The organism is Lactobacillus taiwanensis DSM 21401 (assembly GCF_001436695.1).
In the GTDB taxonomy this organism is placed as follows: Bacteria; Bacillota; Bacilli; order Lactobacillales; family Lactobacillaceae; genus Lactobacillus; species Lactobacillus taiwanensis.
Window position 1 is genome coordinate 56,717 of record NZ_AYZG01000007.1, and the last position, 17,433, is coordinate 74,149.

13 protein-coding genes and 1 pseudogene are annotated in these 17,433 nt (G+C 29.9%); all 14 read left to right on the plus strand.

Annotated elements, in window-relative coordinates; translation table 11 throughout:
* Nucleotides 1-139 precede the first annotated feature (139 nt).
* The 14 genes and pseudogenes from FD18_RS02125 (at nucleotide 140) to FD18_RS02185 (ending at nucleotide 17,430) form a co-directional block, all read left to right on the plus strand.
* Nucleotides 140-784 carry a redox-sensing transcriptional repressor Rex gene (locus FD18_RS02125; RefSeq protein WP_003647732.1) on the plus strand — a complete coding sequence of 215 codons (645 nt, stop codon included), beginning with the start codon at nucleotides 140-142 and terminating at the stop codon, nucleotides 782-784.
* Between the two features lie 132 nt (nucleotides 785-916).
* Nucleotides 917-1,483: an LOG family protein gene (locus tag FD18_RS02130; RefSeq protein ID WP_057718329.1), complete on the plus strand. Its 567-nt coding sequence runs from the start codon at nucleotides 917-919 to the stop codon at nucleotides 1,481-1,483.
* A gap of 177 nt (nucleotides 1,484-1,660) precedes the next feature.
* Complete coding sequence (locus FD18_RS02135; protein WP_057718330.1) at nucleotides 1,661-2,119, plus strand: LytTR family DNA-binding domain-containing protein; 459 nt, start codon at nucleotides 1,661-1,663, stop codon at nucleotides 2,117-2,119.
* Complete coding sequence (locus tag FD18_RS02140; RefSeq protein ID WP_057718331.1) at nucleotides 2,116-2,874, plus strand: LiaF transmembrane domain-containing protein; 759 nt, start codon at nucleotides 2,116-2,118, stop codon at nucleotides 2,872-2,874. The genes FD18_RS02135 and FD18_RS02140 overlap by 4 nt, the downstream gene beginning before the upstream one ends.
* 217 nt (nucleotides 2,875-3,091) lie before the next feature.
* A complete protein-coding gene (gene groES / locus FD18_RS02145) occupies nucleotides 3,092-3,376 on the plus strand; it encodes a co-chaperone GroES (protein ID WP_003647727.1) in 285 nt (94 codons plus the stop codon).
* Nucleotides 3,377-3,406: 30 nt separating this feature from the next.
* On the plus strand, nucleotides 3,407-5,038 hold the full coding sequence (gene groL, locus FD18_RS02150; RefSeq protein ID WP_057718332.1) for a chaperonin GroEL: 1,632 nt from the start codon (nucleotides 3,407-3,409) through the stop codon (nucleotides 5,036-5,038).
* A 148-nt stretch (nucleotides 5,039-5,186) separates the two neighbouring features.
* On the plus strand, nucleotides 5,187-6,014 hold the full coding sequence (locus FD18_RS02155) for a helix-turn-helix domain-containing protein (protein ID WP_057718333.1): 828 nt from the start codon (nucleotides 5,187-5,189) through the stop codon (nucleotides 6,012-6,014).
* 607 nt (nucleotides 6,015-6,621) lie between these two features.
* Nucleotides 6,622-8,385: pseudogene (locus FD18_RS02160) on the plus strand (ABC transporter ATP-binding protein).
* Between the two features lie 141 nt (nucleotides 8,386-8,526).
* On the plus strand, nucleotides 8,527-9,357 hold the full coding sequence (locus FD18_RS02165) for a helix-turn-helix domain-containing protein (protein WP_157053596.1): 831 nt from the start codon (nucleotides 8,527-8,529) through the stop codon (nucleotides 9,355-9,357).
* A 155-nt stretch (nucleotides 9,358-9,512) separates the two neighbouring features.
* Entirely contained in the window at nucleotides 9,513-9,635 is a 123-nt protein-coding gene (locus FD18_RS10325; RefSeq protein ID WP_268766057.1) for a hypothetical protein, read from the plus strand.
* Between the two features lie 60 nt (nucleotides 9,636-9,695).
* Nucleotides 9,696-12,578: a lantibiotic dehydratase gene (locus FD18_RS02170; RefSeq protein WP_057718335.1), complete on the plus strand. Its 2,883-nt coding sequence runs from the start codon at nucleotides 9,696-9,698 to the stop codon at nucleotides 12,576-12,578.
* Nucleotides 12,565-13,806 carry a lanthionine synthetase LanC family protein gene (locus FD18_RS02175; RefSeq protein WP_057718336.1) on the plus strand — a complete coding sequence of 414 codons (1,242 nt, stop codon included), beginning with the start codon at nucleotides 12,565-12,567 and terminating at the stop codon, nucleotides 13,804-13,806. The genes FD18_RS02170 and FD18_RS02175 overlap by 14 nt, the downstream gene beginning before the upstream one ends.
* A 16-nt stretch (nucleotides 13,807-13,822) precedes the next feature.
* Nucleotides 13,823-15,604 (plus strand): ATP-binding cassette domain-containing protein, encoded by a 1,782-nt coding sequence (locus FD18_RS02180; RefSeq protein WP_057718337.1) that lies wholly within the window; start codon nucleotides 13,823-13,825, stop codon nucleotides 15,602-15,604.
* A complete protein-coding gene (locus FD18_RS02185; RefSeq protein WP_057718338.1) occupies nucleotides 15,601-17,430 on the plus strand; it encodes an ABC transporter ATP-binding protein in 1,830 nt (609 codons plus the stop codon). Before FD18_RS02180 ends, FD18_RS02185 begins: the two co-directional genes overlap by 4 nt.
* Nucleotides 17,431-17,433 lie beyond the last annotated feature (3 nt).

Here is a 17,433-nt window from a genome sequence, read left to right on the forward strand (position 1 = left end):
ACATAGTGAATCTTTTAAATTTTATGAAAATATGACCTTTGTGAAAATTGTTTCTTGATTTATCCTTAAAGAATGCCTATTATTAGTTTGATTAGTAAATATTTCACATTCGTATTTTATAAAAGAAAGAGGCCTCTTAATGGATGAAATTAAGATTCCTAAGGCTACTGCCAGACGCTTGCCGCTGTATTATCGCTATTTGATCTTTTTAAATGATGAAGGAAAAGAAAAGGTTTCTTCAACTGAACTTGCTGAAGCAGTTCAAGTTGACAGTGCTTCGATTCGTCGTGATTTTTCTTACTTTGGTGCTTTGGGTAAGCGTGGCTATGGCTATGATGTTAAGAACTTGCTTAATTTCTTTAAAAAGATTTTGAACCAAGATACTTTAACTAACGTTGCCTTAGTTGGTGTTGGTAATATGGGACATGCGCTTTTGAATTATAACTTCAAGCGTACTAATAATATCAGAATTAGCGCTGCTTTTGACATTAATCCTGAAATTACTGGAACAATTATGTCAGGTGTGCCAGTTTATGATATGAGTGAAATGAAGAAACAGCTTCGTGAACAACAAATTACGATTGCGATCCTTTGTGTACCACAAACAGCAGCACAAAAGACTGCCAATGAAATGTTTGATGCCGGAATTAAAGGAATTATGAACTTTACGCCGCTTCGTTTATCTGCTCCATCTAGCGTAAGAGTTCAGAATGTGGATTTAGCAACTGAACTTCAAACTTTGATTTATTTTTTAGACTCTGATAAAGATAAGAACAAAAAATAATCTACTATATTATAGTAGTTTTGCACAAGTTCATGTAGGCTTGTGCATTTTTTATGCACTTTTATTTGTAATCAGAGAGAAAATAATTTTAAGATAAATGCGCATAGAATTTTTAGAAATAAGGTAGATAAAATGATTAAAAAGATTGCAGTTTATTGTGGAGCGCGAACAGGCAACCGATCAGAGTATGCTAAGACAGCTTATGAATTTGGTAAGAAAATGGCAGAACATCAGATCGAATTAGTCTATGGCGGAGGTAAATATGGTTTAATGCGGGCAGTTGCAGACGGTGTTTTAGAAAATGGCGGCATTGTCCATGGCATTATTACTGAAGAATTAAAAGACCGCGGAGCAGCTTATGAGAAAGTACAAGATTTTCGCGTAGTTGAAAATATGAATAAAAGAAAAGACGTCATGATGGAGTTAGCTGATGGGATGGTGGCTCTTCCGGGCAGTATTGGTACTTTGGAAGAGATCAGTCAAGCTATTTCTTGGACAGCAATTGGTGATAATGCTAAGCCGGTGGCTTTCTATAATTATGATAGTTTCTATGATAATTTAGATAAATTACTCAAGCGGATGAATAAAGACGACTTTTTAGAAGATATTTATTTAGATGCAATTTATTTTGAAACTGATTTTGATAAAATTTTGCAGTTTATGAAAGAATACCAGGCTCCAGCTTATCGAGAATATTAATTTATTAAGCTAAAAATTAAAAGAAGTATGAACTAATTTTTTCCCCCACATCTTTAGTTTCATGCTTTTTTTGACCGCTTGGAACTTTAAATTAACCGCTTAGTCAATTTCACTAGATTTTAATCTTATATCCATGTTTAATATAAATATCAAGAACGAAACAAGGAAGTGAGAATTGTGAAAGTTAAGCTTGAGCTTGATCCAGATCAGCAAGAGACAGAAATAACGATCCATGCTAAAAGTTTAACGCCTGAGGTAGAAAGAATTTATCATCAACTTCAAACTGATTCAGAACATCCTGATCAAATTGAAGGGATGATGGACAATACTTCCTATTATTTAAGTATTAACGATATTCTCTTTTTTGAAACAGACGCTAGGCAGGTAATGGCGCATACGACTAGGAATGCATATTTTGTTAAGTATAAATTATACGAACTAGAAAACTTATTAAGTGGGCAGTTCATGCGAGTATCGAAATCGACGATATTAAATTTAGATCAGATTTATGCTGTTACTAAATCGATCTCTAATTGTCAGATTAAGTTTCATGATTCATATAAAACTGTCTATGTTTCAAGAAGATATTACCGAGATTTAAATGAGAGATTAAAAGAGAGAAGGGCATTATCATGAGAAAGGCAAGTTTTGGAAGAGTTCTTTGGGGGCTAGGTTTACTTGCGGCAGCTGCATTTTTAGTTTTAGATCAGCTCCACTTGATGCCACTAGAATTAGGTTTTTGGGCAATTTTTTGGACAGTTGTATTTGGAGCAACTTTGATTACATCATTAGTTAATAAAAGTTTAGGAGGCAGTATTTTTTCAATTGCATTCCTATTAATTATTTATGCAAAACCTCTACACATTGAGCGTATTGTTCCTTGGACAGTACTTTTAGCAGCATTTTTAATCTGGGGAGGTTTGAGATTAATTTTCAAGAAAAGCTGGAGACCGACTGTGATTATTAATGGTGAAAAAGTTAATGCTAATTGGTCAGACTTGAAGGCTCCACATAAATTTAAGGCTGAGCACGTATTCTCTGATACATCTAGTTCAGACAATGGTGACAATATCGTAATTAGTGAAAAGATGTCTTCTACTTCGCGTTACATTCATTCGCAACACTTAGAAACGGTGACTGTGAATGTTTCAATGGGAGATGTTAATGTATATCTTGATTCAGCTAAGCCTGCTGGGGATGAAGTAGTTGCTAATATCAATATGTCGATGGGAGATATAAATATTTATATTCCAACTTCTTGGCGAGTTGATAATCAACTTGAACATAAATTTGGTGATTTTACTATTGAGGGTGATCAACCAGCAGAAGGGCCAACATTAGTACTTCAAGGTCGTGCTAACATGGGAGATCTTACTATTAAGAGAGTTTAGAACTAGAACAAGACAATCCATATTGAAATTTTAAATAAATATCCAAGTAAATTAGCACTTTTTTAGCACTCTAGGTAAAAAAGTGCTAATTTTTGTGTCTAAATACTTGCTTTTCTTTTATAAACAATGTACTATCGTAATTGTAAGTTAGCACTTATGATATATGAGTGCTAAGTAATATAATTATAGATTTAAATTATGTACAGGAGGGACTAACGTGTTACAACCAATCGGTGATCGCGTGATCGTTAAAGTAAAAGACGAAGAAGAAGAAAAAGTTGGAGGCATTGTCCTGGCTTCTAACGCTAAAGAAAAGCCTCAAATGGGCGAAATTATTGCCGTAGGAAATGGTAAGCGCAACGCAAATGGCGACTTAATTCCTATGTCAGTTGCAAAAGGTGAAACTGTATTTTTTGATAAATACTCTGGCACTAACTTGAAGTACGAAGGCGAAAAGTACTTAGTTCTTCGTGAAAGCGACTTATTAGCTGTCGTTAAGTAATAAAATTTGAAATAAAAGGTGGCATATAATATGGCTAAAGAGATTAAATTTTCTGAAAATGCAAGACACTCATTATTAAAAGGTGTTGATAAATTAGCAGACACTGTTAAGACAACTTTAGGACCTAAAGGTAGAAATGTTGTTTTGGAAAAGAGCTATGGTGCTCCTGACATTACTAACGATGGTGTTACTATCGCTAAGAGTATTGAATTAGAAAACCATTTTGAAAACATGGGTGCAAAGCTTGTTTCTGAAGCTGCACAAAAGACTAACGACATTGCTGGTGACGGTACTACTACTGCTACTGTTTTAACTCAAGCAATTGTTCGTGAAGGTATGAAGAATGTTACTGCTGGTGCAAACCCTGTTGGTATTCGTCGCGGTATTGAAACTGCTACTAAGGCAGCTGTTGACGAATTACACAAGATTAGTCACAAGGTAAGTACTAAGGACGAAATTGCTCAAGTTGCTTCTGTTTCATCAGCTTCAACTGAAGTTGGTAACTTAATCGCTGACGCAATGGAAAAAGTTGGTCACGATGGTGTTATTACTATTGAAGAGTCAAAGGGTATTGATACTGAACTTTCAGTAGTTGAAGGTATGCAATTCGATCGTGGTTACTTATCACAATACATGGTAACTGACAACGACAAGATGGAAGCAGACTTAGACAATCCTTACATTTTGATTACTGACAAGAAGATTTCTAACATTCAAGATATCTTGCCATTATTACAAGAAATCGTTCAACAAGGTAAGAGCTTATTAATCATTGCTGATGATGTTGATGGTGAAGCTCTTCCAACTCTTGTTTTGAACAAGATCCGTGGTACTTTCAACGTTGTTGCTGTTAAGGCTCCTGGCTTTGGTGACCGTCGTAAGGCAATGCTTGAAGATATTGCTATCTTAACTGGTGGTACTGTAATTTCTTCAGACCTAGGTCTTGAATTAAAGGACACTAAGATTGATCAATTAGGTAAGGCTGGCAAGGTTACTGTAACTAAGGATTCAACTACGATTGTTGAAGGTGCTGGTTCTAAGGAAGCTATTGCAGAACGTGTAGACCAAATCAAGAAGCAAATTGCTGACACTACTTCAGACTTTGACCGTGAAAAGTTACAAGAACGTCTTGCTAAACTTGCTGGTGGTGTTGCTGTCATCAAGGTTGGTGCTGCTACTGAAACTGAATTAAAGGAAAGAAAGTACAGAATCGAAGACGCTTTGAACGCAACCCGTGCTGCTGTTGAAGAAGGTTACGTTGCTGGTGGTGGTACTGCATTAGTTGATGTTATGAAGTCCATCCAAGGCACTGTTAAGGGTGACAGCGAAGACGCAGAAACTGGTGTTAAGATTGTTATGAAAGCTTTAGGCGCTCCTGTACGTCAAATTGCTGAAAACGCTGGTAAAGATGGTGCTGTTATTTTAGATCACTTAGAACATGAAGATCCAGAAGTTGGCTACAATGCTGCAACTAATAAATGGGAAAACATGGTTAAGGCTGGTATCATCGACCCAACTAAGGTAACTCGTTCAGCACTTCAAAATGCTGCTTCAATTGCTGCCTTGTTATTAACTACTGAAGCTGTTGTTGCTGACACTCCAGAAGATGACAAGAACCAAGCTCCTGTAGCTCCAAACCCAGGTATGGGTATGGGAATGTAATTTAGAAACTAATTACGTTTACTAATTTAATAGATTGATAAAACACTCCATGATTTTTGATGATCATGGAGTGTTTTTGTATAGTAGAGTATAATATCTTAATAAAAAATTAAACTGTGATTTTTCATTAAGAAAGAAGATGACAGGGATGACTATTGGCGAAGCTTTAAAAGAAACTAGAAAAAATCTAGGATTATCTCAAACTGAGATGGCGTATCCTATTCTGACAAAATCGTATTATTCTAAAATTGAACGAGGAATTCATGAGATTAATGCCAGTGATTTAATTAAGATTTTAGAGATGCATGACATTGATATTAGTGAATTTCTGACAAAATGCGGGGTTAAGGATAATAGAATTGATAAAGAATATTGGGGAGAGCAGTTAAGCCGGGCATACTATGATCAAGACTTGAATAAGGTTAAAGAATTAGAATTAGAAATACCAAATATTAAAACAGATAACTATACTAAAGATCTTTTAAAATCGATGATTATTCTGAATAAGGCAAATTTAAAGGGAAGTATAGATACCTTACCTAATGAAATAAAAAAACATGTTAAATCTCTAATTTTCAAAGCAGAAAATTGGAATAAAGAAAATCTTAGTTTATTCTCAATCAGTCTTCCTTTATGGTCAGATCAAGAAATGAAACCAATAGTAACATCTCTTTTGAAAAAATATATTAATATTGAAAACTTTCCACGAGAGATGCAAATTTTAGTTTCTTCAATAATGGTTAATTATCTGTCCCTATTGATTCGATCATCATCACAAAATTTAGACTTAGTAGAAGATATATTCATTTTATTAGATAATTTATCAGTAAAACCATTAAACTGCTTTGGAAAAATAATGAAAAATTTTTATCGAGCATATTTTCAAGGCGATGAGAAAAAAATACAGGATATCCTAGACTTTTTTACTAACAATAATATGAATAAAATTTCTGAAATTTTAAGGGTGTCAATTTAGACACTTTTTATTTTGCACTAAAAATGTGAGTAAAATGATAAATATAAAAAATAATTGTCTGTAAATATAATCATTTTCATAATCAGATTTATATGGATTTGAATTGGAACATGACATATAGTTTTCATATTTTACAATAATGGAATGAGTTACGTATGAATAACCAATTTCAATTTTATCTTATAATACTATCAATAATCGTGAGTTTTATTCTCTATTATATTATTCGACCAAGAATTCCAATTTTATACGAAGCGTTAGTATGTACTTATGTAACTTTATTTTGTCTGTATTTGGTAATACAAGGAAAATACATCTTATTAATCGGTGTAGCTATTTTTACTGTGTTGTCTATTTACTATTGGAAAAAATATTATACTAAAAAAAGTAACTAATTCTTCAAATAATAAATTTTGGATTAATTAATCTTTTTAATAAAAAACACATTTTATTATAGTATAATTTAATAAAATATTTAAATAAGGAGGATTAAATTATGCCGACAGTAGTATTAAATGCTCATCAAAATTTACAAAACAATAAATAATAGATGAGCGGAGAATAGTTACAATTCATTTTGTTGAATCCGTTCATCAAGGAGGACAAAATGAAACATTTACAAAAATTAAACCAATACTTCAACGAATTAACTAGAACTTATCGTCTGTTCTTCAAATCGGCCCCTTTAGTTGCCACGTGTGTCTTATTACTTGCGCCACTTCAAGCTGTAATTCCTCTACTTGCTGTGGCAGCAGGGCAAAAGGTAATTGATCAAGTTACTAATCATTCACCTTTTATGGAAATGATCATTGTATGGATTGTAGCTACTGCGTTTCAACAATTTTTACCATCCCTTTCGACGATGGTTCAAGGAGTTCTAACAGATAAGTTAACAGGCTTCATCAATATTAGCTTGATGAAAAAATCTGAAGATTTGCAATCAATCAGTATTTTTGATGACAGCAAATATTTTGATGATTTACAAATGCTCAGAGATGATGCAAGCTGGCGTCCAGTTAATTTAATTGTTTTTGGTGTATCAGTTTTGCAATCGTTTCTAACGCTAGCTTTTATGCTAATCTATCTAGCACGATACAATTAGTGGCTGGCATTGCTCTTATTAATTGTAATGGTGCCACAGAGTATTTCTTACTACCGTATTCAGCAGCAGTCATTTGAAACAATGGTTGAAAGAAGCAAGAATGCGAGATATCTACATTACTATAGTAGTTTGTTGTTAGATCGCAGGGATGCTAAAGAAGTTAGACTTTTCAACATGTTTCCAAAGATCATCGAAAAATATATAAGCTTATTTGAACAAACTAAAAAAGATGTTAATCAAATTCGTAGAAAGCAACTTACGACTAGTTCACTGTTTGTTGTATTAACTGTCGGAGTGTTTGGCTATGGTTTTTATTGGTTTACTAATTCAGTAAGAACAGGTGCATTAGAAGTTGGCGTCTTATTGATGTTTGTTTCAGTAATTGGCTATATTTCTACCAGTATGGCTCGAGTAGTAGAAGACAGTAGTTTGTTATACGATTCATTATTATGGATTGAAAAATACTTTAATTTTCTTGGATATCAAGATGACTTTAAGAATGGTACGCAAAGTTTCCCCGATGATTTTAATGATATTAATGTTAAGAATCTGTCTTTTACATATCCATTTTCTGATACTGAGATTTTGCACAATGTTAGTTTCTCAGTTAAAAGTGGAGAAAAAGTTGCAATTGTTGGAGAAAATGGGTCGGGAAAGTCTACTTTGGTAAAATTATTAATGCGTTTTTATGACCCGACTAATGGAAAAATTTCTGTTGATAACTATGATTTAAAAGACATTAATATCTTTGACTTACATAAAAATTTATCAGCTACTTTTCAAGACTTTTCTCGCTTTAAATTAACTCTTAAAGAAAACGTGATTACCGGATATTCATTCAATAAAGATAGGGTAAATAATGTTCTTAAAGCAGCTGGATTGGGTGATTTATTAGTTAATGATCATCTTAATCTGAATACGATGCTGGCTAAGGATTTTGAAAATGGAACTGATTTGTCGGGCGGTCAATGGCAAAAAGTAGCTTTAGCACGAGACTTATATGCTGATGGTAAGATTGAATTTTTAGATGAACCAACGGCAGCCTTAGATGCAAAAAGTGAATCAGAAATTTATCAACGCTTTTTGAAAGAAAATGATAAAAAGACAATTTTCTTTGTTACTCACCGATTGTCAGCAGTGAGGTTTGCTGATAAAGTATTATTTTTAGATAGTGGAAAAATTAGCGGGTTTGATACGCATACTAATTTGTTGCATACTAATCCAAAATATAAAGAAATGTACGACTTACAGAAAAATGCATATCTGTAAGATTCAATTTTGAAATAAGTAATTAAATTCTTCATGCAAGCAGCATGGAGAATTTTTTTATATAATTCATATAAAAATAAAGTAAAGATCAATTCTAATTGACTTAAAATTATTGGTAAATAAAGAAATAGGAAAAATACGGTGGAAATAATGGAAAGAATCGAGATAGGCAAATTTTTATATCGAGAACGTAAAAAGAGACACTTAACACAGAAAGAATTTCTAGGTGGGATAATTTCCGTTTCCCAGTATTCACGCGTAGAAAGTGGAGAGCAAGACTTAAGGACGAGTGAATTTTTTAAAATAGTACAGTTGAATCATATCAATATTACTAATTTATTAAATCCAAATGATCAAAAAGACAATAAGGAACTAGATGATAAAAAATTAAATGAATTGGCTGTTGCATTTTATGAACGGGATCTTAATAAGATAAAGCAAATTAAAGAAGAGTCTAAGAAAAATGATGGTCTTACTACTTTATTATTAGACGCTACTTTGATGGAAAAAACTTTAGAAAATAATCTTGATGATCTTGATCCAAAAATAATAGAAAAATTTTCAAAAAAACTAGATGAAGCTGAAGATTGGACAACAGATAAGGTTTTTCTACAATTATTTGGAAGTTCAATGATGATTTTTAATATGGATCGGTTGAATATGTATATTAAGAAAATTGTGAAAAGATATGGAAACACAATAAATCAATATTCTTTTGAAAGACAGAGAAGAATCGGTTCTATCTGTATTAATTATTTAGGAAGAAGTTATAAAGACAATGATAGAACTCAATTGAGTCAAGTCTTATTGCTTCTTTATAATATGTCAGCTATTCCAGATTTATTAATCTATAAGTTACTTGGCCAATATTTTGAAGCATTATTTACAAATGATAGAGAAAAAGCTAATGAGTTGCTAAAAGTGTTATCTTTCTCAGGTTATGAGAAATTCATAATGAACTTACCAAAATAAAATTTGCAAATTTGCAAATTTTAACAAATATAGTTGAAAAAATATTATAGTTTAATTAATTATTAATTAGAAAGGAGAGCGACTGATGATTATAGTTACATTACCAGTTTTACCTAAGTCTAATTAATGAATTGAAAAAGATAGGAGTTTAAGTTATGAAAGAATTAAATTTAGATGTAGAAAAATTTGATTTAGCAGATAATTTAGAGGTTATTTTAGAAGCTAATGGAGTTACATCTACAGGTTGTTGTAATGGTCCTTCAAAGTTACAAGGTTAGTCATTAGCGTATTTATTTTGGAGGAGGTCTCTGCTTTTTGGTAGAGGCCTTTTGTGTATTATGAATAATAAAGTTTTAAATAGTGTCCAAGTAAGAATTTCAAATAATGATATTAATATTCATTTCAATATTAAAAATAATCAAATTAAAATTGATAAAACTTTTTTAGAAGCGATTTTAATATCAAGTCCATCGTTGTATAAATCGATCTGTAACTATAGTAACTTAAATTCTAAATCAAAATTAAAAGTTGTAAATTCATTAAGAGATTATTCTAAAAGAATAAATTCTCGAGCAACACCATATGGAATATTCACTGCTGTTGGAATAGGAGAACGTGAAAAAACAACTAACTTAGAAAATCAAAAATATAAAAGGGTTTATCCAACTATGGAATGGCTAATGCTGATTAGAGATAAACTGTTAGCAAGCTTAAATAATATTAGCAAAGTACAAGTTCAATGGAATGCATTAATTATATCGTCTGTTCGTTTATTTTTATATAGAAATAATGAAACAATATCTATTGCTAATACGGAAATACTATTAAAAATAAAAAAATTAACCCAACATTTTATTGATATTGAAACTCTTTTTTATTCTCTTCGTAGCGTGTTACCTGCATCTAATTATTCCAAAGAAAATATTTTGCAATTTATATCTGAGCTTATAAAAAAGAAGATTTTGACTACATCTTTAGATCCTTTAAATAATAATTCAATAGAATATTTTAATAAATTAATAAAATGGAATAATAAGGCTCTAATTTTTGATCAAAAAAAATTAATGGAAATTAAGAGTTTGTTTAGCAGCTATGAGAGGATTCCCATTGGAGAAGGAATAAAAACTTTAGAGATACTTAATAAACTTATGAATGAAATAGTACAGGTATCTAATCCAATTTTTGTAGATTTATTTTTCAAGAATAGTTGGAAAATAGAGAGTAAATATTATGAAGCTGCTGAAGAGAGTAACGAATTTTTTGAAAAAACAGCCACGGGACAAAAATATAACACTACTATAAAAAGCTATTTAAATCAATTTGTTGAAAAATATGGAATAAATGTTGCTGTACCATTAAAAACAGTTTTTGATCCTATTAGAGGTTTAGGAAACCCATATTCTATTTTTAAATTGCCAGAAGGATCAGATTTAGATAATAAAATTCAAAACATTATAGACGAAAAAATTTTAAAAGATATACATAATAATAAATTAATAATTGACATAACTAATGAAGTGGATAAAAAAATTAAACGTAAAGATCATAAGATATTTCCATTAGGTTATGATCTTTTTACCACTCCTATTTTTAGAAATAAAAATTATTATTTGGCCATAAATCCTAATACAGGATTTAACTCGCCTAAAAATGTATGGGGTAGATTTAATTATGTATTTGAAAATCAAAAAGAAAAGACATCAGAAATAGAAATTTACGAATCTTTGTTTAATAAAAAATTATCGAATTTAGATAATAAAGAAAACAGTTTTGATCAGTCTAGTCTAGTAGTAGGATTTAGTGATTCTCAAAAAAATAAATTAAATCTTGATGAAATTGCAGTGTGTGCTTATAGTAATGATCAAAATGTTATGAAATTCGCATTTATTAATGTGAAAAATCAAAAGCAAGTTTCTTTTAGAATAACTTCTATGATTAATTTTAAGAGATATGATGCTTATTCTCCTATCTTAAGATTTTTAATTGAAGTATCGTATTTAAACAAAATAAATAATTTTTCTTTATTAAATTACATTAATAATGTCTCTTTCCCAAGAATTCCTCGATTTACGTATAAACATATTATATTGAATCCTGCCCGCTGGGAAATAACTAGTGACATTATTTCTGACGCACAGAATCGGGATATACAAATTTCAAAATTACGCAAGTATTTATGTAATTGGAATTGTCCATATAAAGTATTTTATTTAGAAAACGATGTAAAGCTACAATTTGATTTGAGAAAAAATAATGATATAGAAGAACTGCTAAGTAAATTACATAAAAATAAGAGAATAAGTCTTATTGAAGATATATCTTCGAATAGTGCGTCTCCCACAGAATATGTATTTTCATTTAAGAAATTAAAAAGCACACAACAAAAATTATTTTCGATTTCTTATCTTAACAAATGCAATCGTATTGTGGTACCCAATAATAACGATAAATGGTTATACTATCAGATCTATACTCCAAGAATCTTATTTAAGGATGTATTAAAAAAGATAATTACACCCTTAATAACAAGATTAAAAGAAATAAATGCGATAGATGAATTCTTCTATATATATTATTTAATTCCTGAACCACATCTTAGAATCAGATTCCATATAAAGGATCTATCAAGATATACAGCTATTAGAAATAGTATAGAGAATGAACTGAAAAAAGCTGTTCAAGCTAATTACATAAGTAAGTATAGCTTGAGTACTTATGAAAGAGAGATAGAAAGATATGGTGGAGAAAATTTATTCTATTCGATAGAAAATATTTTTAGTTTTGATAGTAGTATGTGCCTACGCTTCGCTGAAAACATGAATACGTCGTATTTAAATCATGCTCTGTTGATATGTAAACTGTTGTTTCATGTTGGTATAAATTCTTATGATGAAATGAAGGAAATATTATCGTATTTTGACACAAAAGAAAACAAGAGATCCTATGGAAAAATAGCAAATAAAATTTCTAGAAAAATCATTTATTCTGATGAATTTAAGTCTATTAAAAAGTTATTTGAGCTAATGCAAAATAAAGAACAGAAATCAGCAATGATACAAAATATTGATAAAAATTATAAAAAATCTATTTGTGTTTCTCTTATTCATTTGCATTTTAATAGGATGTTATTGGAGAGAAAAGATGAATTAAAAATTGAATATATCACTTATAAAATAATGAAGGGATTTTGCAATAAAAGAAAATATGATGGAAATAAATGAAAAAATAATCAGACATATAGTAGATAACTTTTATAAAGACCTAAATTCTTATTCAAATGTTATGTATATAAATGATAAGGGAGAGGAAATGCTTAAAGGTTATTATTTTGATAACTATCCATCAATATTGATTTTCTTATCATATTACAATCTTTTTACAAATTCCCAGATTGCGACCCCTCTAATAAAAAAATATTTAAACTATCTTGTTTCATCATTAAAGAAACAAAAAAGAGTGATTTTATCATTTGCATATGGACTGACTGGAGTATTGCTAGCTTTAAAGGTAGTTAATAAAATTGGTAAAGTTAATATTAATTTGACAGAATTACAAAATAATTATGAAGATTTAGTCAGATTAAGGCTGGAAATTATTAATAGGAAAATAAAAAAAGGTACTATAAAGTCTTTAGACTATGACTTCATTAATGGATTGTCTGCTAATCTATTAACATTACTGCTGTTTTCAAATAATAAATTTTTAATTAGAAAATGTGTAAGGTATTTATGCGACTGTTTAGATTCTGTGTTAACAAAGACAATCATAAATTTAGGAGTAGCCCATGGTATAGGTGGAATTATGTTGGTATTAGTTCAAGCCAGTAAGAATGAATATTTAGATAAATGTCACAGATTAAAAGTAGAAAGAAGTCTAAAGCAGATTTCTGAAATCTACATAAAGATTTATATTACAAAAAAGGAAGGAAAACAAAAATTAATTAATCCATGGGAAGATAGAATCAATATAAAAAATATTAATCCAAATAGTCTTAAAAGAAGGCAAAGCTGGTGTTATGGGACACCAGGAATAGCATATGGATTACTAGAAGTTGCAAAACAATTAAATGATACCTATTTAGAAAAGATAGTTAGTAATATCTTTAATAAAATTAATACAATAGATTTAATAGATACTGAGCTTGAAACTCCAACATTTTGCCATGGAATATCAGGTTTGTTGTCAATTTTACTCAATTTAAAGGATAACAATAGAATTAATGTGAATTTAATAAAAAGAAATTTAGCAATCGAATTATTAAATAAATACGACAGTAGTAGAGAATTCGGATTTAGAGATTATGATTTTGTTTCTCGAGGTAAAAAGTACGAGAATAAGAAAGAATTTTTAGATTTAGGCCTATTAAATGGTGCTACAGGCTGTTTTTTGTCTTTAATGTCACTGATTGATGAAAGAATATTAAGCTGGACTAAAATTTTTTTGCTATAAAGAAGGTGTTTGAATAATGCTAAAACAAATAATCAGTAATATTAATTGGCTCATAAAGTTTACTAATGGGAAGAAAAATGAATTTATAATTTGGCCACTACTAACTATTTTATATACTTTAGGAACTGTTATTCTAACTTCAATAATTTCTGCTTATGTAGTATATGTTTTTTCTAATACAGTTTCTTACTTAAGATTAGGACTTTTACTGCTTTTATGTTTTAGTATTGGCTTAATTAGTTGGTTGAATAATCGATTACATACCAAAATGTTTTGGGAAAATGTATATTTAAGAATGAATATTACAGCTAGAGATGCACAAGCTTTTTTATTGGAGCCATACGAGCTTAGTTTAGATGAAGAAAGACAAGCAATGCGTCAAACAAGTATTCATTATGGTTTTGATGATGATAATAGTGGAGTAGCAATGTTTTTTCCAGAGTTAATTGCTTGTTTAAGTAGTGGAGTAAGCTTAGTAGTAATTACATTTCTGATTTCACATCTTTCTTGGATTTTTCCTACAATAGTAAGTATTACGGTACTTAGTGCATTATTCTTGATGAGAAAATATACGAAAGATCGTAACTATTTGAACCAAAAGGTAGAGGATTTATATTTAAAAAATAATTACTACAATCGAATTGCTTTTTCCGATGAAGCCAGTCAAACAATTCGATTATATAATTATGTATCTACGATGAAAGAAAAAATTTCTAATAGCGCGAGGAAAATTGAGAAAGTAGAAAATCAAATATTGAAGAAAAGATTAATAAATACACTTTCTCTACAAACTTTAACCTTGATTCGTATGGTAGTCGTGTATGGTTTATTAATTTGGATGGCTATAAAGTCAAGAATCAGTATTGAAAGTTTTACATTTTATTTTACTCTCTGTGCAAATATTGAACTTCTAGTGACTAATCTATGGAAAAACTCTCGACTTTTTCTATCAGCTAATGCTGACTTGACAATTGGAAGAAAATATATTGATCAGAGTGACAAATATATTAATAGTAATAAAAAAATTGAAGAAACACTTTCTTTAAACCCAATTTCTATTGAGTTTTCTCATGTTTCATTTAAATATTCTAATTCTTGCCAGTATATCATCGAGGATTTTAATTTAAAGATTGAAAGTGGAGAACATTTAGCACTTATTGGGAAAAATGGTGCTGGAAAATCTACTTTAATGCTCTTATTAATGGGGTATTTAAAACCTACTGTGGGGAAAATTTTAATTAATGGTAAGGTGGAAAACAGTGCCAAAAGAAGAGCGAGATTTTCTACAATGTTTCAAGAAAATATTGTACTTGCCACAACAATTACTAACAATATTACTGTTGGGAGGAGAATTCAAACAGATAAATTAAAAGATATTTATAGAAAGACAGAATTATCTAAGATATTAGGAAATACATTAACTGGTGAGACGGTGTTAACTAAATATATTAATCCTAGTGGAATTGAATTATCGGGTGGAGAGATAGAAACATTAATGTTAGCTCGAATGCTTTATAAGAATGCAAATGCTTATATTCTCGATGAACCCTCTGCTTCGCTGGATGCCATTAGAGAAAATGAACTGTATAAAACTATTGAAGAGTTAGCAAATAAGAAGACAGTCATCTTTATTTCACATCGATTAGCTTCTATTTCCTTATCTGATAAGATTTGCCTATTAGATGCAGGAAAAATTGTGGCTTATGGAACTCACGATGAATTAATAAAAAGTTCAAATGACTATCAGAAGCTTTATCAGAGTCAATCAAAATATTATCAAGAGGGAGAGGGACTATGAAAAAGAAAATAAAAGAATTTGTTACACTACTCCCTAGAATTAATGAATTATATCCACATATTATAGCTGTACAGATCAGTAATGCTGTTATGTCTAGTTTTTTACAATTTATTAATGTGATATTTGTAGGAATAGAAATTAATTTGTTAGTTAATAGCAGTCAGAATAATGCGAATATAATTTATATCACAATTTCGTTTATTATTCTTATTATAATTATTTCAATATTACATAAAATTTTAGACAATTACGCTGAGAAACAGATAAGACTAATAAATTTACGAGCAAGAACTAATATGGCAAATCATTTAGTTGAAGTAGATTACGAGACTTTTGAAGATCCTAAATTTAGAAATTTATTTAATAATGTTAAATCAGGATTGGAGTTTGTTGGGGGTTTTCAGAGTTTTGTACAAAATGTGGTTAATGATGTGGTTGATTTTATGACAACGTTACTCTTATCTGGAGGAATATTAGTGACGATTTTATTAACACAAGGAAATATCAGTGTAGCTAATCAAGTTGCTTTGGTAGGCATAGTAATATTATTAATAGTTTGCCCTCTCTTTATCTCCTTTAAATCAGGAAAAAAGATGGGACAAATAATGAGTGATTTTTTTAGCTATAATATCGGTTTTAATCAACTTTTAACCTATTATTTTGAGCAAGCATTTAAAGATATTAGTGTAAAAAAAATGTTGTGGATATTTGATCCAGATCAAGTTTTTTTCAAAAAAGCTAGAAAAGAGGTATTAGAAGGAGTAGAAAAGGATAAGCAGTATCAAATAAAAGTAGCCAATCTGAATAGTATTCCCATACTTTTAATTAACACGGTAATTGGTATTCTTTATATTATCTTAGGTTTAATAATCATAAATAAGGGATTAGGAATAGGTATGATTGTAGCTAGTGTAGGAACCCTGGAATTATTAATCTATGATTTAAGTAATCTATTTAATACTATTGGAAATAGTAGAGCCTCTTTGAATGTGATTCATCAATATTTTGAATTTATGAATATGGGGAATAAAAATAAGAAAAAAGGGCCAATTCAAGATATTAATGAAAATAATATAGAAATTGAGTTTCATAATGTAAGCTATCGTTACCCTAATAGTAAAAACTTTGCCCTAAAGAATATCAATCTTATTTTAAATAGTAAAAAGAGAGTTGCTCTTGTTGGTAAAAATGGAAGTGGAAAGACAACTCTTGTTAAGTTGTTACTAAGGTTAATTACACCGACTTCTGGTTATATCACATTAAATGGTATTAACATTGATAAGTTTGATATTAACCTATATCGTAAGATGTTCTCTAGTGTACCTCAGAATATCTTTATTTTTGCTGGAAGCGTTGCTGATAACATATCTTTAGGGACAAATAAGAATACAAATAAAATAATTCATAGTTTAAGAAAAGTAAGATTAGATAGAAAAGTATTATCTTTAAAAAAAGGAATTGATACTCCTCTAACGACTCAATTAAATAAAGAAGGAATAAATTTTTCTGGAGGAGAGAAGCAAGCATTAGGAATAAGTCGTGCAGTTTATCGTAATAGTTTGATTTATATATTAGATGAGCCAACAGCAGCTCTTGACCCAATAAAAGAAGCTGAGATGTTTGAACATATGGAGAAAATTACCTCAGGTCATACAACATTATTCATTTCTCATAGAATGAGTATGACAAAAAATAGTGATTATATATATGTTCTGGACTCTGCTCACCTTGTAGAAGAGGGAAATCATAAGCAATTAATTCAAAATAAAGGTTTATATTATCAACTTTATAAAATTCAACAAGAATATTTTGAAAAATTGGATTAAAAT

Excerpts from the sequence above, each read along its gene's own strand:
- FD18_RS02130 (WP_057718329.1), top strand. The coding sequence starts at position 917 with ATGATTAAAAAGATTGCAGTTTATTGTGGAGCGCGAACAGGCAACCGA.
- FD18_RS02170 (WP_057718335.1), top strand. The coding sequence starts at position 9,696 with ATGAATAATAAAGTTTTAAATAGTGTCCAAGTAAGAATTTCAAATAAT.
- FD18_RS02180 (WP_057718337.1), top strand. The coding sequence starts at position 13,823 with ATGCTAAAACAAATAATCAGTAATATTAATTGGCTCATAAAGTTTACT.
- FD18_RS10325 (WP_268766057.1), top strand. The coding sequence starts at position 9,513 with ATGAAAGAATTAAATTTAGATGTAGAAAAATTTGATTTAGCAGATAAT.
- FD18_RS02185 (WP_057718338.1), top strand. The coding sequence starts at position 15,601 with ATGAAAAAGAAAATAAAAGAATTTGTTACACTACTCCCTAGAATTAAT.
- FD18_RS02125 (WP_003647732.1), top strand. The coding sequence starts at position 140 with ATGGATGAAATTAAGATTCCTAAGGCTACTGCCAGACGCTTGCCGCTG.
- FD18_RS02155 (WP_057718333.1), top strand. The coding sequence starts at position 5,187 with ATGACTATTGGCGAAGCTTTAAAAGAAACTAGAAAAAATCTAGGATTA.
- FD18_RS02140 (WP_057718331.1), top strand. The coding sequence starts at position 2,116 with ATGAGAAAGGCAAGTTTTGGAAGAGTTCTTTGGGGGCTAGGTTTACTT.
- groL (WP_057718332.1), top strand. The coding sequence starts at position 3,407 with ATGGCTAAAGAGATTAAATTTTCTGAAAATGCAAGACACTCATTATTA.
- FD18_RS02175 (WP_057718336.1), top strand. The coding sequence starts at position 12,565 with ATGGAAATAAATGAAAAAATAATCAGACATATAGTAGATAACTTTTAT.